General features: G+C 46.9%; 19 protein-coding genes. 16 read left to right on the forward strand and 3 right to left on the reverse strand.

Annotated features, from left to right (window positions below; genetic code table 11):
* The first annotated feature begins 66 nt into the window (after nucleotides 1-66).
* The 8 genes from dnaJ to HPY28_RS11230 all read left to right on the forward strand — a co-directional run bounded on the left by dnaJ (nucleotide 67) and on the right by HPY28_RS11230 (nucleotide 6,722).
* Nucleotides 67-1,194, forward strand: a complete 1,128-nt coding sequence (dnaJ, locus tag HPY28_RS11195) for a molecular chaperone DnaJ (protein WP_017247717.1) — start codon at nucleotides 67-69, stop codon at nucleotides 1,192-1,194.
* A gap of 99 nt (nucleotides 1,195-1,293) precedes the next feature.
* The gene (gene prmA / locus HPY28_RS11200) at nucleotides 1,294-2,235 is read left to right on the forward strand and encodes a 50S ribosomal protein L11 methyltransferase (RefSeq protein ID WP_017247718.1); all 942 of its coding nucleotides are present in this window, start codon (nucleotides 1,294-1,296) and stop codon (nucleotides 2,233-2,235) included.
* A gap of 18 nt (nucleotides 2,236-2,253) precedes the next feature.
* Entirely contained in the window at nucleotides 2,254-3,012 is a 759-nt protein-coding gene (locus HPY28_RS11205; RefSeq protein WP_174230572.1) for a 16S rRNA (uracil(1498)-N(3))-methyltransferase, read from the forward strand.
* A 101-nt stretch (nucleotides 3,013-3,113) separates the two neighbouring features.
* Nucleotides 3,114-4,472, forward strand: a complete 1,359-nt coding sequence (gene mtaB / locus HPY28_RS11210; protein WP_017247720.1) for a tRNA (N(6)-L-threonylcarbamoyladenosine(37)-C(2))-methylthiotransferase MtaB — start codon at nucleotides 3,114-3,116, stop codon at nucleotides 4,470-4,472.
* Nucleotides 4,469-4,897: an NUDIX hydrolase gene (locus HPY28_RS11215; RefSeq protein ID WP_017247721.1), complete on the forward strand. Its 429-nt coding sequence runs from the start codon at nucleotides 4,469-4,471 to the stop codon at nucleotides 4,895-4,897. Before mtaB ends, HPY28_RS11215 begins: the two co-directional genes overlap by 4 nt.
* Before the next feature lie 4 nt (nucleotides 4,898-4,901).
* Complete coding sequence (deoC, locus tag HPY28_RS11220) at nucleotides 4,902-5,567, forward strand: deoxyribose-phosphate aldolase (protein WP_069850293.1); 666 nt, start codon at nucleotides 4,902-4,904, stop codon at nucleotides 5,565-5,567.
* A 101-nt stretch (nucleotides 5,568-5,668) separates the two neighbouring features.
* Nucleotides 5,669-6,064: a CidA/LrgA family protein gene (locus tag HPY28_RS11225; protein WP_017247723.1), complete on the forward strand. Its 396-nt coding sequence runs from the start codon at nucleotides 5,669-5,671 to the stop codon at nucleotides 6,062-6,064.
* A complete protein-coding gene (locus HPY28_RS11230; RefSeq protein ID WP_173622520.1) occupies nucleotides 6,057-6,722 on the forward strand; it encodes an LrgB family protein in 666 nt (221 codons plus the stop codon). Before HPY28_RS11225 ends, HPY28_RS11230 begins: the two co-directional genes overlap by 8 nt.
* Here HPY28_RS11230 and HPY28_RS11235 read toward each other — a convergent pair.
* The gene (locus HPY28_RS11235; protein ID WP_173622521.1) at nucleotides 6,688-7,671 is read right to left on the reverse strand and encodes a Na/Pi cotransporter family protein; all 984 of its coding nucleotides are present in this window, start codon (nucleotides 7,669-7,671) and stop codon (nucleotides 6,688-6,690) included. The genes HPY28_RS11230 and HPY28_RS11235 overlap by 35 nt on opposite strands.
* 89 nt (nucleotides 7,672-7,760) lie before the next feature.
* Between HPY28_RS11235 and HPY28_RS11240 the strand changes: the two genes are divergently transcribed.
* Nucleotides 7,761-9,056, forward strand: coding sequence for a class I SAM-dependent rRNA methyltransferase (locus HPY28_RS11240; RefSeq protein WP_174230573.1), 1,296 nt, complete (start codon nucleotides 7,761-7,763; stop codon nucleotides 9,054-9,056).
* Nucleotides 9,057-9,114: 58 nt separating this feature from the next.
* Here HPY28_RS11240 and HPY28_RS11245 read toward each other — a convergent pair whose 3' ends face one another.
* Nucleotides 9,115-9,303 (reverse strand): DUF4177 domain-containing protein, encoded by a 189-nt coding sequence (locus HPY28_RS11245; RefSeq protein ID WP_007727654.1) that lies wholly within the window; start codon nucleotides 9,301-9,303, stop codon nucleotides 9,115-9,117.
* A gap of 102 nt (nucleotides 9,304-9,405) precedes the next feature.
* Nucleotides 9,406-9,897: a hypothetical protein gene (locus HPY28_RS11250; RefSeq protein WP_017247727.1), complete on the reverse strand. Its 492-nt coding sequence runs from the start codon at nucleotides 9,895-9,897 to the stop codon at nucleotides 9,406-9,408.
* Nucleotides 9,898-10,131: 234 nt separating this feature from the next.
* Here HPY28_RS11250 and HPY28_RS11255 point away from each other — a divergent pair, with 234 nt between their 5' ends.
* From HPY28_RS11255 to HPY28_RS11285, 7 genes are all read left to right on the forward strand, one after another.
* A complete protein-coding gene (locus tag HPY28_RS11255) occupies nucleotides 10,132-11,259 on the forward strand; it encodes a D-alanine--D-alanine ligase (RefSeq protein WP_174225875.1) in 1,128 nt (375 codons plus the stop codon).
* 114 nt (nucleotides 11,260-11,373) lie between these two features.
* Nucleotides 11,374-12,519, forward strand: coding sequence for a WD40 repeat domain-containing protein (locus tag HPY28_RS11260; RefSeq protein WP_174230574.1), 1,146 nt, complete (start codon nucleotides 11,374-11,376; stop codon nucleotides 12,517-12,519).
* 270 nt (nucleotides 12,520-12,789) lie between these two features.
* Nucleotides 12,790-14,595, forward strand: coding sequence for an IucA/IucC family protein (locus HPY28_RS11265; RefSeq protein WP_174230575.1), 1,806 nt, complete (start codon nucleotides 12,790-12,792; stop codon nucleotides 14,593-14,595).
* A gap of 40 nt (nucleotides 14,596-14,635) precedes the next feature.
* Entirely contained in the window at nucleotides 14,636-16,501 is a 1,866-nt protein-coding gene (locus HPY28_RS11270) for an IucA/IucC family protein (protein ID WP_174225786.1), read from the forward strand.
* A 1-nt stretch (nucleotide 16,502) separates the two neighbouring features.
* Nucleotides 16,503-17,747 (forward strand): AMP-binding protein, encoded by a 1,245-nt coding sequence (locus HPY28_RS11275; protein ID WP_017247732.1) that lies wholly within the window; start codon nucleotides 16,503-16,505, stop codon nucleotides 17,745-17,747.
* Nucleotides 17,744-18,010, forward strand: a complete 267-nt coding sequence (gene asbD / locus HPY28_RS11280) for a petrobactin biosynthesis protein AsbD (protein ID WP_017247733.1) — start codon at nucleotides 17,744-17,746, stop codon at nucleotides 18,008-18,010. Before HPY28_RS11275 ends, asbD begins: the two co-directional genes overlap by 4 nt.
* Before the next feature lie 32 nt (nucleotides 18,011-18,042).
* Nucleotides 18,043-19,026 carry a DUF6005 family protein gene (locus tag HPY28_RS11285; protein ID WP_017247734.1) on the forward strand — a complete coding sequence of 328 codons (984 nt, stop codon included), beginning with the start codon at nucleotides 18,043-18,045 and terminating at the stop codon, nucleotides 19,024-19,026.
* The last annotated feature ends 4 nt before the right edge of the window (nucleotides 19,027-19,030 follow it).

Consider the following 19,030-nt stretch of genomic DNA (forward strand, 5'->3'; position numbering starts at 1 on the left):
TTGACTTTTTTTCAAGTCTGTCACATGCTATGATAACAGTTGACTGTCATGGGAGTGATGTAGGAGATGAAACGTGATTTATACGAGGTTCTGGGCGTTGCCAAGGACGCGGACGCTGATGAAATTAAAAAAGCGTATCGCAAGCTGGCTCGCCAGTACCATCCGGATGTAAATAAAGAGGCTGACGCGGAAGAAAAGTTCAAAGAAGTAAAGGATGCGTACGACATCCTGTCCGAGCCACAAAAGCGTGCGCAGTATGACCGTTTTGGTCACCAAGACCCGAATCAGGGCTTCGGTGGCGGAGGTTTTGATGGATCAGGCATGGGCGGCTTCGGAGATATTTTTGATATGTTCTTCGGTGGTGGCGGCAGACGTTCGAATCCAAATGCACCACGCAAAGGATCTGATCTGCAATTTGGCCTCAGCATTGACTTTATCGACGCGATTTTTGGAAAAGAAACCGACGTGGAAATTCCAAAAGAAGCAGAATGCGATACATGCCTTGGTTCTGGCGCGAAGCCTGGTTCCGGTGTAGATACATGTAAGACTTGTAGCGGAACTGGACAACAAGAAGTGGTGGCGAACACGCCATTCGGCCGAATCGTCAATCGCCGTGTTTGCTCGACTTGCGAAGGCAAAGGGAAAGTCGTCAAAGAAAAATGTTCAACTTGCCGTGGCAATGGACGTGTCAAGGTACGCCGCAAAATTCATCTCAACATCCCAGCAGGTGTGGACGATGGAGCACAATTGCGCGTAACAGGCGAGGGAGAACCGGGCGCAAACGGTGGACCTCCTGGAGATTTGTACGTCGTATTGCGTGTGAAGAGTCATGAGTTTTTTGAGCGTGAAGGAAATGATATTTACTGTGAGGTTCCGCTTACTTACGCACAGGCAGCACTTGGAGATGAGATCGAAGTGCCGACTGTCGATGGTCGCGTGAAGTTGAAGATCCCGGCGGGTACCCAAACAGAAACATTCTTCCGCTTGCGTGGTAAAGGTGTTCCGCATTTGCGTGGAAACGGCCGTGGTGATCAGCATGTGAAAGTGCGCGTCATTACACCGACCAAGCTAAGCGATAAACAAAAGGAATTGTTGCGTGAGCTCGCCGAACTGTCTGGAGAAAAGCCAGGGCAGCATGGGGGAGAAGACGAAAGCTTTTTCGAAAAAATGAAACGGGCATTCCGCGGCGAGTAATCCGTCGCGGTTTTGTCCGCTTTCTGCCTAAAGTTTCATGTAGCGAAGTCGATTAAATGAAAAGCCCGATTGGGAGCTTATGTGGGGAGTGGTAGATTCGTGAAATGGTCAGAAATCAGTATCCATACTACAGCGGAGGCTACGGAGGCGGTGTCGAGCCTCTTGTATGAATTGGGTGCCAATGGTGTCGTAATTGAAGACCCGGAGGTGCTTTATCGTGAGTGGGATACCCCCTTTGGCGAAATCTACCAGCTTTCTCCTGATGATTTTCCAGCCGAGGGCGTATTCGTTAAAGCATACCTGCCGGTTGACAGCAGCGAGCTGCTTGATGTAGTAGAAGAGCTGAAAGAGCAATTGGCGCAGTTGATCGAGTACGGTCTGGATATCGGCAAGGCATCGATTGCTGTAAACGATGTCCACGAAGATGAATGGGCCCACGCCTGGAAAAAATATTACAAACCGGTTCATGTGTCTGATCGCATGACCATCAAGCCAGTATGGGAAGAGTACGAACCGAAGAATTCCGATGAGATTATTATCGAGATGGACCCAGGCATGGCATTTGGAACAGGTACACATCCGACGACCATTCTTTGTCTGCGTGCACTTGAGAAGTATATGGCAAAAGGCGATCAGGTGTATGATGTTGGGACAGGCACAGCTATTTTGAGTATTGCTGCTATCAAGCTCGGAGCAAAAGATGTGCTGGCAATGGACTTGGATGAAGTAGCCGTACGCTCTGCACAGGCCAATACCGAACTGAATGGTGTGCATGAGCATATCAACGTGAGACAAAACAACTTGCTCGACGGCATCGAGGAGCAGGTGGAAGTGGTCGTGGCTAACATTTTGGCAGAAGTCATCGTGCGTTTCACCGATGATGTATTCCGCGTGTTGAAGCCAGGTGGCACCTTTATCTCTTCAGGTATTATTGCTGCACGTGAAGCGGATGTAAAAGCGGCGTTGGCGACTTCAGGTCTTGAGGTCGTGGAAACCATTTTCATCGATGACTGGGTAGCAATTGTAGCAAAAAAACGATAGAATAGTGGGGTTGGCGAGATGCAACGATATTTTGTCGAGCCACATTCCTTTAGTGAGAATGAGCTAACGATTGTCGGAGACGATGTACACCATATCGTAAATGTAATGCGTGCTCGGGAAGGCGAAGAAATCATCGTTTCTGATGGAGCGGGCAGGTCTGCACGGGCCAAGCTTGTCTACCTTTCTGCCAAGGAAGTGCGGGCAGAAGTAATGGAAATGCTTCAAGAAGAACGAGAACTGCCGATCCGGATCACAATTGGTCAGGGGCTTCCAAAAGGCGAGAAGCTGGAGTGGATTTTGCAAAAGGGGACGGAACTTGGGGCGTACTCTTTTTTCCCGTTTTCTTCTGAGCGAACCATCGTAAAGCTGGATGCCAAAAAAGAAGCAAAAAAACTGGAGCGTTGGCGCAAGATTGTCAAAGAGGCTGCTGAACAGTCTCATCGTACTGTTTTGCCAGAGCTTTTATCTCCTGTTTCATTTCGTGAGATACTTCAAGCTGGCCAGTCGTATACGCATTGCGCCATTGCCTATGAAAAAGAAGGCAGTACGACGATTCATCAAGTGCTAGAAGAGATGACTGCGGGTGATTCACTTCTCGTCCTCGTTGGACCGGAGGGAGGCTTCTCCCCTGAGGAAGTGGCCCAAGCAGAGAGCAAAGGGTTCCTGACGGTTTCCCTCGGCCCGCGCATTTTGCGCACGGAAACGGCAAGCCAGTACGTTTTGGCCTGCGCTTCCTATCAGTTTGAACGAAAGGCTTCATCACTTCGCAAAGGATGAGCAGGAATCAAACGGTTATGACCGTTTGGTTGACCGCAAGCGGTCACATCCACTTTTATGAAAAACGTCGAGACGTTTTTCACGGAAAAGGAGGAATGGCAATGTCTACCGTTGCTTTTCATACATTGGGCTGCAAAGTAAACAGCTATGAAACAGAGGCCATCTGGCAATTGTTCAAGGCAGATGGCTACGAGAGAGTCGACTTTGAACAAGATGATGCAGATGTTTACGTCATTAATACTTGTACCGTGACGAACACGGGAGATAAGAAGAGTCGCCAAGTGATTCGTCGTGCGATTCGTCGTAATCCTGAGGCGATCGTAGCCGTAACTGGCTGCTATGCGCAAACCTCTCCAAGTGAGATTGCGCAAATTCCCGGTGTTGATATCGTAGTAGGTACACAAGGGCGCGAGAAGCTGATCGAGTACGTGGATCAAATTCGTACAGAGCGTCAGCCGATCAATGCAGTTGGCAACATCATGAAAGCACGCGAATTCGAAGAGCTAGATGTTCCTAACTTTACGGATCGCACACGTGCTTCCCTCAAGATTCAAGAGGGCTGCAACAACTTTTGTACGTTTTGTATTATTCCTTGGGCGCGCGGTCTGATGCGTTCCCGCAAACCGGAAAGCGTCGTCGAACAGGCCCAAAAGCTGGTGGAAGCGGGCTATCTGGAAATCGTTTTGACTGGGATTCATACGGGTGGATACGGCGAGGATTTGGAAGACTACAATTTGGCCAAGCTGTTGCTTGACCTTCATCAAGTAGAAGGCCTCAAGCGCATCCGTATCAGTTCGATCGAGGCGAGCCAAATCACCGATGAAGTGATCGAGGTCATCAACAACTCCGATCGTGTCGTGCGCCATCTGCATGTACCGCTGCAAGCGGGCGATGACGAAGTGTTGAAACGCATGCGCCGCAAGTATACGACGGCTGAGTTTTACGAAAGAATGGTCAAAGTACGCGAAGCATTGCCAGGAGCAGCGATTACAACAGACGTCATCGTAGGCTTCCCGGGTGAGTCCGAAGAGCAATTCTGGAACGGATACGAGTTTATGAAGAAAATCGGTTTTGCCGAGATGCACGTATTCCCGTACTCCATGCGTACAGGTACACCAGCAGCGCGTATGACGGATCAAATTCCTGAAGAGGAAAAGAACGAGCGTGTAGCGAAGCTTCTGGAGCTCAATCAGGAATTGACCTTGGCATACTCCAAGAAATTTGTAGGGGATGTACTGGAAGTCATTCCGGAGCGTCCATTTAAAGAAGCACCTGATAGTGGTCTTCTGATGGGCTATTCGGACAACTACCTGAACGTCGTCTTCCCTGGCGATGAGAGCATGATCGGCAAGATTTGCAAGGTCAGACTGGATGAACCAGGCTCGGAATACTGCAAAGGGACTTTTGTCCGCGTAGTGGAAACAGAGGCGCTGCCTTACCTGAAGGAGCGAGCTATATGAGGGAGATATCGGCAGGAGGCGTTGTATACCAGAAGCAAGACACAGAGTACATGCTCCTATTGATTGAAGACCGCTATGGCAAAGTAACACTCGCAAAAGGGAAGCAGGAGATGGGCGAGACCATCGAAGAAACGGCTCTGCGCGAAGTTTTGGAAGAAACAGGCGTAGCAGGACGATTGGGGTCCAAGCTCGACATGATCACCTACGTATATACGCATCCGGTGACGGGCGAATCCATCGACAAAGAAGTCCATTATTATTTAGTAGAAGCTTACAACACAGAAATCACCGTACAGCTAGAAGAAATCAATGATGTTCATTGGCATTCAGCTAAGGAAGCTTGGGATTTGCAACTGCAACGAGGATACCGAAACAATGACAGCATTTTTCGCCTTGCATTCGAACAATTAGGGATAGAGGTGTAGTTCTATGAACATGAACAAATATATCGACCACACGCTATTGAAGCCTGATGCTACACAAGAGATGATTGACAAGCTGTGCCAAGAAGCAAGAGAGCACGATTTCATGTCTGTATGCGTAAACCCTTACTGGGTGAAACGCTCTGCTGAACTCCTGGCAGGTTCTGATGTAAAAGTGTGCACGGTTATCGGATTCCCTCTGGGAGCGAGCACGATCGAGTCCAAAGCAGCCGAAACCCGCGATGCGATTGCAAACGGAGCGACTGAGGTAGATATGGTACTGAACGTAGGTGCCCTGAAATCCGGCGACCTGGAAACTGTCAAAAAAGACATCGTTGCTGTGAAGCAAGCTGCTGGCGATATTCTCTTGAAAGTGATTCTGGAGACTTGCCTCTTGACCGAAGAAGAAAAAGTAGTTGCGTGCAAGCTCTCCGTAGAGGCTGGTGCTGATTACGTAAAAACCTCCACAGGATTTTCAACAGGTGGAGCAACGGTTGAAGATATCGCCCTGATGCGTAAAACCGTAGGACCAAATGTAGGTGTAAAAGCGTCTGGTGGCGTTCGTGACGGCGAAGCAGCGGTTGCGATGATCGAAGCAGGCGCGAGTCGTGTCGGTACAAGCTCCGGTGTTTCCATTGTAACTGGAGCAAAAACAACAGGCAGCGGATACTAATACGAAAGAAAAGCCTGGCCGAGGAAAGGCCGGGCTTTTTCCGTCCTGCATGCTGATGTTCCTATAGAGAGAGGATAGGGAGCGGGGAGGAGATTAGCAAAATGAAATTTGTTAAAGGAATCGTCATCCTGTTGGCTTTTTATGGAGTAGGCGTAGCTGCGAGCAAATGGCTGCATATTCCCCTGCCCGGTAACTTGGTGGGAATGCTGCTGTTAACTCTGGGACTTTGTATGGGATGGATACGAATGGATTGGGTGGAACAAGCGGGTACTTTTCTAATCCGACACATGTTGCTCTTTTTCGTACCGATCATCGTCGGAGTTGCTTCCTATTTAAACGTATTCACGCAAAATCCATTGCCAATTATACTATCGATGGTACTCGGTCCATTGTTAGTCATGCTTGTGACGGGTGTGGTCGTGCAATGGTATTTGAAGCATCATAAACAAAAATCAGAATCGTCCTCGCAGCAAGAGAGGAGGACTCTGGATGCTTAGTCAATTTTTCGCCATTTTGGTATCGATAGCAGGGTACAAAGGTGCAACAATGATCAACGCCCGATTCCAACGATTGCAGCCTCTCCTGGTGGCTGTGATCTTGGTCTGGACCATGTGGTGGGCGTTCAGCGGCGATTGGGAGGCGTTTGCAGCTGGAGGCCAGTGGATTTCCTTTTGGCTAGGCCCTGCAACAGTTGCACTCGCTATTCCGCTGGCTAAACAGATCAAGGAGTTTGCTCATATTTGGCGTGGTGTATTACTTGGTGTCTGTGCAGGCTGTGCAGTTGCAATCATCGTCGTTATCGCGGTTCATTGGTGTCTGGGATCAGATGAGCTCGTATACAAAAGCATGCTGAGCAAATCCGTGACAACCCCGATTGCGTTGGAGCTGAGTCGTTCCATAGGTGGGGAACCTGCGCTTGCAGCCTTTTTTACCGCGCTGACAGGGATGGTCGGTGTAATGATTGCCCGTCCTGTTCTCAAATGGGGAAAAATCACCGATGATTGGGCAATCGGTATCGCCATTGGTACGAGTGCACACGCCATTGGTACGGCTAGCTTGAACCGCGTTTCTCCCGTTCAAACGGCAGCGTCCAGTGTCGCAATGATCGTGGCAGGCGTCATTACTTCCATCTACTTGATACCATTTTCTTTCTGAAGGTGAGGTCAGCAGGACGACGCCTATCAGGGATCAGCCATTGAATAAACCGGGCTATCTGCGGCACGAATGGCAGCGCGACCAACGAGCAGACGAGATTGAAGATCGTCTGTGAATGGGCGATCTGCATAGAAGGACTATCCGTTAAAAATGCACTGACGAGGGCAAGCTGGGAAAGAAACGGTAAAAAAACAATCGCGCCTGCGACGTTGAAGAGCGTATGGCACCATGCGACCTGTTTGGATGCCGTATTCGTGCCAATGGCAGCGATGACAGCGGTAAAGCAAGTTCCGACGTTCGCGCCCAATACGATGGCGAGTGCCGTTTCCATCGAAAGAATTTGATGACTGAGCAGGCCCATCGTGATCACGGTCGTAGCGGAACCGCTATGAATGAGAGCGGTGAAAATGATCCCGGTGATCAAACCGATCCAGATGGAATGACTGCTCTCCAGAAAAAGGGAACGAAACGTCTCAGACTGCTCCAAAGGCTTCGCCATGACTTTCAATGTATCGATTCCGAGGAAGATCAGTCCGAAGCCGGCGACGACGAGACCAATGCAACGAATGTTTCGGCGCGGCATCAGCCACAGAGCGACTCCGATGAGAAGCATGGGAATGGCAAAGGACTCGAGCTTGAGCGCAACCAGCTCCGTTGTCACTGTCGTGCCCAGATTGGTTCCCAAAATGATGCCGACGGTTTGTGTGAACTGGATGATGCCTGCGTTCGTCAGCCCAATTGTCAGGACGGTTACCGCACTGGAGCTTTGCAAGACAAAAGTAGCGAAGAGACCAATCCAGAAGCTATGGAGCGGGGTACGTGTAAAGCGCCCCATCCATTCTTCCATTTTTTTGCCGGCGAGGTTTTGAAAGCCGGAGCGCATGGCGTACATACCGAAAAGAAAAAAAGTGAGCCCAAAGGTAAAAGGGGCGAGGATGGAGACTATCACAAGATACGTTCCTCCCTGTCCATTTTTAGAAAGTTACTATAACGCTATGCCTGTACAAGGGCAAGCATGACAAGAGGAGGAATAGCTGCATGGCACGTGTGCTATTAAATCAACATCGGAAAAAGCGGCTAGAAGTAGGACATCCGTGGGTTTTTCAATCGGAGGTATTAGAAATTCAAGGGGATGTAGAACCAGGTGAAATCGTCGAGGTCACCAATCACAAAGGGTATTTTTTGGCAAAGGGCTACATCAACCCAGCTTCCCAAATGATCGTGCGCATTCTGAGTTATGACCAAAAGGAAGAGATCGACTATGACTTTTTCTTGCGCAAAATCAAGCAGGCGGCAGAATTCCGGACGAGATTTGTGGACAATCCGCGGGCTTGCCGCGTCATTTACGGGGAAGCTGACTTTTTGCCAGGACTCATCGTCGACCGCTACGAAGACACATTGGTTGTCCAAGTCCTCTCATTGGGGATGGAGAAGCGCATCGATTGGATTCGGGATGCACTCATAGAGGTATTTGCACCGACCGGTATTTATTTGCGCAATGATGTACATGTCCGTGAACTGGAAGGACTGTCACAGGGCAAAGAAGTCCTGTATGGAGAGTGCCCGCGTGAGGTATTGATCGAAGAAAACGGATTGAAATACTATGTGGATATCGTAGAGGGGCAAAAGACCGGCTTCTTCTATGATCAGAGGGAAAATCGTGCTTCTATCGCGCCTTTGATGAAAGGCTGGGGCGAAAAGCACGGCATTACTCTGACGAGCATGGAAGTAGACGGCGAGACAAAGCAGGTGCCTGTAGACAAGCGAGGTAAAGTGGTCAAAAATCCGTTTTGGGATGGCGCTGAGGTATTAGAATGCTTTACACACACTGGTTCCTTCACCCTGAATGCTTGCAAGCACGGTGCGAAAAAGGTGACAGCCCTCGATATTTCCGATCACGCCATCGAAACAGCGAAGCGAAACATTACACTCAATGGCTTCTTGCATCGCGTAGATTTTGTTGTGGCTAATGCGTTTGATTACTTGCGTGAAAATGTAGAGGCAGGTAAGAACTGGGATGTGGTCATTCTTGATCCACCAGCATTCGCAAAATCGCGTGGAGCAGTGAAAGGCGCTTGCCGCGGTTACAAAGACATTAACTTAAACGGGATGAAGCTCGTTCGTCCAGGCGGATTTCTCGTTACCGCGTCTTGCTCGTACCATATGTCTCCTGAGCTGTTCCTGCAAACGATTCAAGAGGCAGCGGTCGATGCGAAAAAGATATTGCGCCTGATTGAATGGCGAGGCGCGGGCAAGGATCATCCGCAAATTAGTGGGGCTGATGAGGCTCATTACTTGAAATTTGCCATCTTTGAAGTAAGAGATCGTCGATAGAGAAAAAGAAAAACAGCGTCCGCTACGGCGCTGTTTTTCTATTCGGCTTCATTCTGATTTAAGACTTTGGTTTTTCAAAAATCAATTCGAAGTATTTGGCCATACCGTCGCCCCCGATGCTTGGAGCAAAGATTTGCACCAAACGCCAGCCTTCCTTGGCATGCTCGTGGACGACGGTCTGATAATCTTCTTTTGGTTGGCGTCGAAAAGAGGACAGCTCAACTCGGACGAATTTGTATTCAAACATGTTCTTTCCCCCCGCTTGTATCATCGTCTCTCTTTTTATACGCGCGATGAGCGGAAAGAGTTGCAAAAGAATGTGAATCATTTCGAATAAAGAAATAAGTGCTCATGACAATTGCTTGTCATTTTTTACACGCCTGACGAGATCGAGAGCCTGCTTGAACCCGAGCTCCTTGCCTAAAAAGACTTGTCCTTCGGCGGGGGTAGAAGCGCGGGCCTGGCTTAAGTTCTGAAGCTCGTGGTTCAAGAGATGCTCGACCAAATACAGCTGTACCTGACCAATTTCCCGTTCGCTTTTCCGATCACGCTCCTTAAACTTAGCCCGTTGCTGACTTTCCTCCACGTACTTGTCGATATCATTCTCCAAAAAATGGGAGGCATTGCAGATGATATGGCGGTAGTCATCCGTCTTAGAGGGAATGGTACGGATGGTGTGACCGAGATGGGCGAGGAGAAATTTGTTCAAGACGATTGCGTCTCGGGTGTAGTTGTTATGCAGCAGGGAGTATTCCCCCAAGAAAGACCCGCTTTCCTTATCATAGCTGTGCAATAATGTGTAAGAAGAGCAATATGTGCAGTACAACAAGTAATCTCTCATGGAAATCCCTCCAGAAAAATAGCTCCATGACAGGAATTTTATTTATATGTATGAGAAAAAACGTGAGCAGGTGATACTTGCTCCTCTTGTTTTTGGCGTTTGGTTTGTGTATGCTAAATGGCGGGCTCGGCCCGGTAAAATAGAGCAGATGTTGGGCTTTTGCATAGCATAGGAGAGAGTAGAAACTGGGTAGACTCTCCGGTTCCGTACGGAGGGGAAAGGAGCATGACACAGATGGGAAATCAAAAGATTCGACTGGGCATTATTTATGGAGGAAAATCCTCAGAGCATGAAGTTTCATTGCGTACGGCCATGTCCATTATGCAGGCTGTGGATGCAAATAAATATGAGGTAACCCCTGTGTACGTTCAATTGGATGGCTCTTGGGTGACTGGAGAAACACTGGCTGGTCAACTGCCGGAGACGATCGAAGCGTTGCGCTTATCGGCAAAAACGCCAGCCATTACTGAGGCAACAGAGACAGGGAAAGAGCTGGCGGTCGCAAGCCAGCCAGGGCCGCTGTTTGCTATGAATGAGCAATTGGATGTTATTTTCCCTGTGGTTCACGGACCATTTGGCGAGGATGGGACGATCCAGGGATTGTTGGAATTGGCGAATATCCCGTACGTGGGAACCGGAGTAATGGCTTCCGCTATCGGAATGGATAAATGGATGATGAAGACTGTCTTTGCACAGGCTGGACTCCCGCAAGTGAAATATGTAGGCTTTCTGCGCTCGCAATGGGAAAAAGGCCAGGACGATGTCATGGATCGGATCGAGAGTGAACTTGGCTATCCATGTTTCGTCAAACCAGCGAATATGGGTTCCAGTGTAGGGATTAGCAAAGCGAAAAATCGTGAAGAGCTCAAGCACGCATTAGAGGTAGCTGCCAAATTTGACCGCAGATTGATTGTGGAAGAGTTCGTTCACGTACGTGAGTTGGAGATTGGCGTTTTGGGGAATGAAGAGCTGATGACATCTGTCGTTGGGGAAGTCATTGCTGCTAAAGAATTTTACGATTACGAAGCCAAGTACAAAGGGGCGGGAACAGAGCTCTCCATTCCTGCGATCGTTCCCGAGCATGTATCCGAACAAATCGCGGATATAGCCAAGCAGGCCTTCCAAGCACTTGATGGCTCTGGCCTTTCCCGCATAGACTTTTTCTGGGATGAGAAAAACGACAAGCTCTATATCAACGAAGTGAATACGATGCCAGGCTTTACGCCGTTTAGTATGTATCCTATGCTTTTCCAAGCTGCGGGTGTGAGCTACAGCGAGCTGATCGATCGTCTGGTGCAACTCGGTATCGAGCGACATGCGGATAAAGGTCGCAATGTCGTAGATGCGGAAGAGTTGGACTAATCATGAGAAAAAAGATGCTGATGAATCGGCATCTTTTTTCTTTTTGTATAAAATTTGGTAACCAAATGGTAATGGGGCACGTCTGAGTATTGATAACAGATTAGGAGGACCTTAATGAAAAAACAGTTCTTGCTCTCATGTTTGCTAGCTACACTGCTAAGTTCCTTTTTTCCTGGACAGACGGGTGCAGCCATTCCTACATCACAGGACCCGCGAAAACCTGACATGGTGACGATTTATCATGCGACCCCGGATGGAAAGACGAAAAAAATCCAAACCAACATGCCCTTGATTCATCGCGCAAGCATTTCACCCTCAGGGAGATTTGTGTACGGAGAACGAATCGGGTATGGTAAGGAAGATCCGACAATCCCTTTCCTGTACGACATTCAGACGAAAAAGCTGATGCAATTGTCGGGGATTGCCAAGTGGTCAAACAAGCAGGACGTACTGTACATCCGTGAAAATGACGGAATCGTCAGGCTGACAACGACAGACGGTAAAAAGACCGTGCTCGTTCCGGGCATTGTCCAGTATCCAGTGCTCGATTTTGCGATTTCACCGGATGAACAGTACTTGGCTTTTACCCGCAAAGATGAAAAAGCTGCTGATTCAAAAGGAAGTGCTCATCTCTACATTCAACATCTGCCAACGCTTCAAATCAAAAAGCATGATCAATATGAGTGGAGACAAGACAAAGCTGAACTAGAAGAGAAGTATTATTGGATGCCAAATTCCAAAAAGCTGTTTTACTTAACGAAAGAAGCTTCCAAAGAATTAGACATGTCCACAGGGATGAAAACGGATCACAAAACGACCGCTCTTCCCTCTTACTCCAGCGATATGAAGTATCAGTATATCAAAACAGAACAAGAAGAATATGTGCTGGATTTAAAAACGGGGAAAAAGAACTTTTTAAAGGTCGTAGAGGAGTACACAGCAGCCCTGCGAAGAATCCTATGGTCGCCAATTGGCCATCAGTTTGCTGCTGAACAACTTTTGAGCTGGTCCAGTTCCCAGGATAATTACATGTTGATGTTCGTCTTCAATGAACCGAACAAATACGGAAATCCTTTCGGCAGTCATGTAAATCCCGGGCTGTTGAACACCTACATGCAGGATAAGGACAATTATCAACTGATTGGGTGGGCAGGTGATGGAAAATCATTTTATTTTGCTGATCTTGCTTCCACTCATATTTACGATTTTGGTCCGGGCAAGATTAACTGGGAAACGTATGAATTTTATGAAAAACGTTAGCTTGTAAGCACGCCGGGAGATAGTCTTTGTCTATGCAGAACAGATGGACGAACCATGAGAAAAAAGATGCTGATAAATGGGCATCTTTTTTCTTTTTATGTAGGAGGGAGGAACTAATTTCTGTCAGCTCATCTCTCTTAACTGTACAAGATGAATATTACTGCTTGAAATGAGAATGATAATCGTTTACATTATTTATGGGACGTTTTACCAGTTATGTAAGTCACAATGCTTGGATAAAAAATTGGATCAAGCAAGAGGAGAGGTAACATGTTCGTAGTCAAGCATATCGCAGAGCATGCAACGATGCAGAGCTTTCTCAATTGTTATCTCCGAGAAACAGGTAGGGGCGAGTGGATCGATCGGAAAGACGAGATTACGAAGCAGCTAACGAAAATCATACAGCCGAGTACAACAGGTAAGTACCTTCATTGCGAACTCCCGCATCAGGGGATTTCCCTCTATGTCGGTGTCAAATATCATTCGGTGACTGGCAGGCATTTGTTTCATTATCCAGCTTGCTACCGAAGTGGTGACTGTACGCGTTTCGTTCAGGCGGACTATTTGACATTAGCGGTTCTTTTGATTAAAGAACTAACGCTTCAGCATGGGGAAAATGCCGTTCCAGATGAATTAGTCTTGCGCATGATTCAAAGCTGCCAAAGCATTGAGAAATTTGTTCGGACTCGCCAAAGTAATGGTGAGATTTTATACGGAATGGAACAAAGCTTCATCGAAGCAGAGCAGGCGCTTTTGTTCGGTCACTTGTTCCATCCGACACCGAAGAGTCAGCAAGGAATTCCAGAGGCCAAGCAAGCGTTGTATGCCCCGGAGTGTTGCGGGAGGTTTCAACTCCACTTGTTTGCTGCCCATCCTTCGATTGTTCACGAAAAATCTGGGCTAACAGAGTCCGCTACGCAATTACTGAAGGGTGAGTTTCCTTCGATATCTGATGTCGATCCATCATTTTCAATCGTCCCGATACATCCGCTTCAAGCAGAATGGTTGCTTGAACAGGTAGCCGTTCAATCCTTGATCGAGAAAGGATTACTTCTTTACATAGGGCCAGCAGGTGAAGAGTATATGGCAACATCTTCTCTCAGAACGGTTTATCATCCTGAAAAGAAATACATGCTCAAGCTGTCTGTCCCAATCAAAGTTACGAATTCTTTACGGATCAATAAGTTAAGTGAAATGGAGATTGGTTTAGAGGCGAAGCAACTTTTTGAAACAGGGATTGGTGAGGTAAGTCGCAAGTATCCAGGCTTTGGTTTTATCTCTGATCCGGCTTACATTACGATCACGTTGGATCAGGCGGAAGAAACGGGATTTGAAGTAATCCTGCGTGATAATCCCTTTATGGGGAGTCATGCTCGTCAGGTCACCCAAATCGCTGCACTCGTACAAGATCCACTTCCTGGGTACAAGAGTAGGTTGGCAACGCTCATTCACCATCTGGCACAAAAAGAAGGGAAGGCACTGGAAGTAGTTAGTTTGGAATGGTTTAAGCGCTATGTAGATATTTCTTTGAAGCCAATGGTATGGCTCTATCTAAAATACGGAATCGGCTTGGAAGCCCATCAACAGAATAGTGTTGTCACGCTGAAAGACGGATACCCCGCTCAGTTCTTTTATCGTGATAATCAAGGCTACTATTTCTCAGAATCGATGCAAGACGTATTAGAGACAGAATTGCCTGGGATTGGCAAGGCGAGTAAAAACATCTACAAAGATCATCTTGTAGACGAGCGAATCACCTATTACATGGTTTTTAACCATATGTTTGGACTCATCAATGGATTTGGAACGGAAGGATTAATTGATGAAAAAATCTTATTGGCAGAGATGCATGAGGTTTTGACGGAATTTTTACCTATGAATCGAGAGGCGTCGAAGTTTCTGGAGAATCTACTTACTCGTGAACAGCTTCCGTGTAAGGCGAATCTGCTCACGCGCTTCTATGATCTGGATGAATTAACCCAACCGGAAGAGCGATCATCTGTTTTTGTTTACATAGATAATCCTTTAGCAAAAGTAAAGCAGACCGAAAAGGCAGGGCTGCATGCTTTTGGATAGCTTACTAGCGTCTAGCTTGAAGAGATTTGGAGGATAAGGTATGGAGTTAACTTTACAGGATTTCTCGATTGAAGAGGCACTTCACTCGACACAGTACGTGCAGGTGAGAAGAAGGGTGTTTCGACAATGCATAGAGTCTTTGTTATATGAGGGAATTGTGATTCCTGAGTCCCTGCAAGAAGGTGACGAGACGATTTACACCCTACATGGACTTGATGAGGGTGACCTGCCTGTTCGCTATCGTTGCCGAGGGCGGAGGAGTGCTAGTTTTGGGCTTGTTCGCTTAGGAAACGACCCTGTTACTCGTGTTGTTTACGATCAAAGCGGAGTTGCCCAGCAAGAATTTGAAGCGATATCCCTCACGCGTTTTTTAGTGGAAGTCTTCCGAATGAATACGGTAGATGAACAAAGACTGAAGCTATTTGCCAATGATTTGGAACAAACGTTGTTAAAGGATACATTGTCCCAATACTATCGGGTACAAAATGATATTCGGATGCAGGGCAAATCGTACGATGAGCTCGAAGGTGATCTGATGGACGGTCACCCTTACCACCCTAGCTATAAATCACGTGTTGGATTTACCTACATAGATCATTTTGCTTATGGTCCTGAATTTAAGCAGGAAGTTCGTTTTCTTTGGTTAGCGATAAAAAAACAATATTCTCAAGTGTCCATTGATCAAGGGAAAAATTTCGATGACCTTCTTTTGGAGGAAATAGGACGGGAACAAAAAGAAATCTTTCAGCAAATCATCGTCAATCATGGATGCGATCCTGAGCAGTATGCCTTCGTGCCTGTCCATCCTTGGCAGTGGCGTAATCATGTTGTGCCAGGATTCCTGGACGATATCCATCGCAAAGAGATCATTGTGTTAGGAGTAGGGGCTGATGGTCATCGTCCACAACAATCCATCCGAACCTTTGCTAACAAAAGTAATCCGCATAAACCGTATCTGAAACTCTCGATCAACGTGGTGAATACATCAGCGCCACGTCACCTCACTCCCCATTCACTGGCAAGTGCCCCCATTGTTTCGAGGTGGCTCAAGGAGATTACGGACGCAGATTCGTATTTACGAGACGTACAAAAGGTGATCATGCTCCAAGAGTTTGCGGCAGTGGCATACGATCCTCCACCTGCTTCTGATCTGGTGGAAATGGTTACATTCGGAGTAATTGGGTGCATGTGGAGAGAAAGTCTCATCCCTCATCTCGAAGCGGGAGAAGATGCGGTACCTTATAACGCATTAGCGGCAGTAGAGGTGGATGGGGTGCCATTCATTGATCGTTGGATTCGTGAGCAAGGGCTTGAGAATTGGCTTGCGCGATTATTGGAAAACAGTGTAGTGCCGGTCGTTCATATATTGGTGAAACACGGGATTGCGATGGAATCCCACGGGCAGAATATGGTCTTGGTGCATCGGGATGGTGTCCCTACTCGGGTGGCATTAAAGGATTTTCATGAAGATTTGATTTTTTGCCAACCGTTCTTGAGTGAGCCAGACAAATGCCCGAACTTCGCGGACGTGCATGAATATTACGCAACGAAGCCAGATGATGTAATGTTCCACATGAATGAAACATCAACAGTCAGAGATTTGACGTTAGAGACTTTATTTCTAATCAATCTGGGGCAACTCGCACGGGTGTTAGAGGAGCATTACGGATATGCCGAAGAGCAATTCTGGGAGATGGCCGTAAAGGTATTGGAGGGTCACGAACAACGATTCCCGGAATTGGCGGAGCGATTTAAGCGATTTGATCTGTTTGTTCCAAGCGTGCAGGTAGAGAAATTGACCAAGAAAAAGCTATATACAACAAACGAGAACTATCATTTACATGAAGTTCCCAATCCTTTGTTCGAGGCAAGGAAAAAGCTTCATTCCATGGCTGGAGGTTACTAGCATGATCATTGTGAATCAAAATGAGATTTCTGTGCATGAAATGGAGAGACATAAGCAAGGGTTCGAAAGTATGGATCATTTTCGACAGCCGGAAGGAAAGAGGTACGCAGTCTGCATAGCTGACCCACTTGACGTGATTAGTCTTGTTCAATATTTACGTGAGCATAACGCTTCGGTGCTATTAATTCATGGGGAAACCCCAATGGAAACCGCCTATCAAATGGCAGTGAAGGCAAGATGTTATGGGCTTGTTTTTCAGGAGACGAAGCACTTCTTATCCATCACGGAAAAACAAAAGAGCGAGAAACCATCGCTCTACCAATATAGCTCAGGTACTACGGGGGACGCGAAGCTAATCGGGAGAAGCTGGGATGATATCCAAACCGAAATTCATGCCTACAACCAATTGTTTCAGGGAGAGGAAGCGTTAACCCCGATCGTGCTGGCATCGGTGACACATTCGTATGGATTGATATGTGGCGTTTTGGCAGCACTGGAACGGGGAAGTAAGCCTTCGATTGTGACGCACAAAAATCCGAAGTTTGCTCTGCAAGTGATTCAAGATACTCCCCAGCATATTGTTTATGGTCTGCCAGTCTTTTATCACATCTTATCAAGCTTTACGCGAGAGCAGGTACGCTTTCACCGGTTAATGACATCTGGCGCTCCAATGCCAGAAGGCTTGTTTCAAAAGCTGCAAGGCATGAGCGACATCTTGATGCAACAATATGGATGCTCCGAGGCGGGATGCGTCAGTATGAGTAAACAGATGCGGACGCATACAGATCTGGGTGTCCCCCTTTCCCATGTGAAAATGACAGCAGGTGAAAAGGAAGAACAACCTGCGGAAATAGTCATTCGAATTGGACAGAACGAAATAGCGACGCAGGATTTAGGTTTCTGGACGGGAGAAGGCCATATTCAATTTGTGTCGAGGATGGATGATGTGATTAACGTCTCTGGCTTAAAGGTATTTCCTTTAGAGGTTGAGGACGTCATCTTGAAAATGAATGGGACAAAAGAAGTGGTTGTGTATCGCGGACGTCATCCGGTCATGGGAGAGATTGTGAAGGCGCAGGTTATTACAGAGGGAGGAACTACTCCTGAACAAATCAGGGAATGGTGCCAAGATCGTTTGCCAGGCTATAAAGTCCCATTCGAAATCCAATGTGTGACGAGCATTCCTAAGACAGCCACAGGAAAAATCAGCCGTCGATTATTAGAAATGGAGACGATCAGCAAATGATTCGAACAGAAAGAATGAAGCAAATCCATACGATCATGACCGAAAAATTAAAATTATCGCATATCCTCACGCTGGAGGAGTCCATGCGATTGAATGAGGATCTACATATTGATTCAATTATGCTGTTACAACTGATTGTTTATATCGAGGAAGATTTGAAATTGGTAGTACCTGCTCATGAGTTAGATCCACGAATCTTCCAAACGGTTGGATCACTCCTTACTTTTGTTGAACAGCTGGAACCGCAGCATGTATCGAATTAGCGATTATACAAACATCGAGTGGGGGATACAGAATGGTTAAGGTTCATTGCATTATTTCATGCCTATGCGAAGTGATTAAGCGTCGCACAAAAATTGATTATCGTCCCTATTACTTTGGCATATGGGATGCCGAGTACTCCATAACGGATCAAGGTTTGGTTACGTACTACATTGATAACCATGAGGAGATTATCAAGGGATATGAACGACTTTTTCGAGCGAACGTAACGGAATGGTATGATCATTCCAAAGATAAAGCCTCCAATCTGGACATGTTCTTAGAGCTAATTGATAAGCGTACCGAGGATCAGTTTGTCCTTGTTCAGATAGACATGTCGCTGGTTCCAGAGCGAGATAATAAATTTGCGTTGAAGCCATTCCCGCATTTTTTGATGATTTCAAAAACGGAGAATGAAGATGAGTGGTTTATGTTTGACCCGGATTTTCGTTGGGAAGGCAATGTGAAGAAGGAGACGGTGATCAAAGCCTTCTTAGAAAATCCGTTTGGTGGCGGCTTTATGGTGGATGCGAGTGAAATTAAGGAACCAACCTATGAAATGATCCACGACTACTTCTACGCAGCACTCAAACGTGATCATAATCCGTTTACGGTTGAATTGAAGCAATTGATTACGGACATGGCAGAAGGGCGCAATGGATACAACTTGGACATGTTACTCCCAGCAGTGACTCAGGTTAAAGTGATTGCGATCCGTAAATACAGCTATGAGTATGCATTTCTATATCTGCAAGATTACCTGCAATACCATCGTGATGAGTTTTTGCGCATTGCCTATAAAGTGGAGGACATCTACCAAGGGTTTACGACAGCGCAGTACTTGTCTGTCAAAATGGCGATGACCAAGAATATGGCGTTGTTACCTCCGATTATCGAGGCGTTAGAAGAGATTGATCTGATTGAACTTGAAGTGAAAAAAGAGTTGGAACGTCAGTTTGTTCTGTGGACCCAAATGGATAAAAGTCTCGTCACTGTAGACGAAAAAGGGTGGAGGTAATGGT

The sequence above is a fragment of the Brevibacillus sp. HB1.2 genome (genome assembly GCF_013332495.1).
Classification (GTDB): Bacteria; Bacillota; Bacilli; order Brevibacillales; family Brevibacillaceae; genus Brevibacillus; species Brevibacillus porteri.

Bases quoted from the DNA above. Each gene is read 5' to 3' on its own strand.
- dnaJ (WP_017247717.1), top strand. From the start codon at position 67: ATGAAACGTGATTTATACGAGGTTCTGGGCGTTGCCAAGGACGCGGAC.
- HPY28_RS11205 (WP_174230572.1), top strand. From the start codon at position 2,254: ATGCAACGATATTTTGTCGAGCCACATTCCTTTAGTGAGAATGAGCTA.
- mtaB (WP_017247720.1), top strand. From the start codon at position 3,114: ATGTCTACCGTTGCTTTTCATACATTGGGCTGCAAAGTAAACAGCTAT.
- HPY28_RS11215 (WP_017247721.1), top strand. From the start codon at position 4,469: ATGAGGGAGATATCGGCAGGAGGCGTTGTATACCAGAAGCAAGACACA.
- deoC (WP_069850293.1), top strand. From the start codon at position 4,902: ATGAACATGAACAAATATATCGACCACACGCTATTGAAGCCTGATGCT.
- HPY28_RS11225 (WP_017247723.1), top strand. From the start codon at position 5,669: ATGAAATTTGTTAAAGGAATCGTCATCCTGTTGGCTTTTTATGGAGTA.
- HPY28_RS11230 (WP_173622520.1), top strand. From the start codon at position 6,057: ATGCTTAGTCAATTTTTCGCCATTTTGGTATCGATAGCAGGGTACAAA.
- HPY28_RS11240 (WP_174230573.1), top strand. From the start codon at position 7,761: ATGGCACGTGTGCTATTAAATCAACATCGGAAAAAGCGGCTAGAAGTA.
- HPY28_RS11245 (WP_007727654.1), bottom strand. From the start codon at position 9,303: ATGTTTGAATACAAATTCGTCCGAGTTGAGCTGTCCTCTTTTCGACGC.
- HPY28_RS11250 (WP_017247727.1), bottom strand. From the start codon at position 9,897: ATGAGAGATTACTTGTTGTACTGCACATATTGCTCTTCTTACACATTA.
- HPY28_RS11255 (WP_174225875.1), top strand. From the start codon at position 10,132: ATGGGAAATCAAAAGATTCGACTGGGCATTATTTATGGAGGAAAATCC.
- HPY28_RS11260 (WP_174230574.1), top strand. From the start codon at position 11,374: ATGAAAAAACAGTTCTTGCTCTCATGTTTGCTAGCTACACTGCTAAGT.
- HPY28_RS11265 (WP_174230575.1), top strand. From the start codon at position 12,790: ATGTTCGTAGTCAAGCATATCGCAGAGCATGCAACGATGCAGAGCTTT.
- HPY28_RS11270 (WP_174225786.1), top strand. From the start codon at position 14,636: ATGGAGTTAACTTTACAGGATTTCTCGATTGAAGAGGCACTTCACTCG.
- HPY28_RS11275 (WP_017247732.1), top strand. From the start codon at position 16,503: ATGATCATTGTGAATCAAAATGAGATTTCTGTGCATGAAATGGAGAGA.
- asbD (WP_017247733.1), top strand. From the start codon at position 17,744: ATGATTCGAACAGAAAGAATGAAGCAAATCCATACGATCATGACCGAA.
- HPY28_RS11285 (WP_017247734.1), top strand. From the start codon at position 18,043: ATGGTTAAGGTTCATTGCATTATTTCATGCCTATGCGAAGTGATTAAG.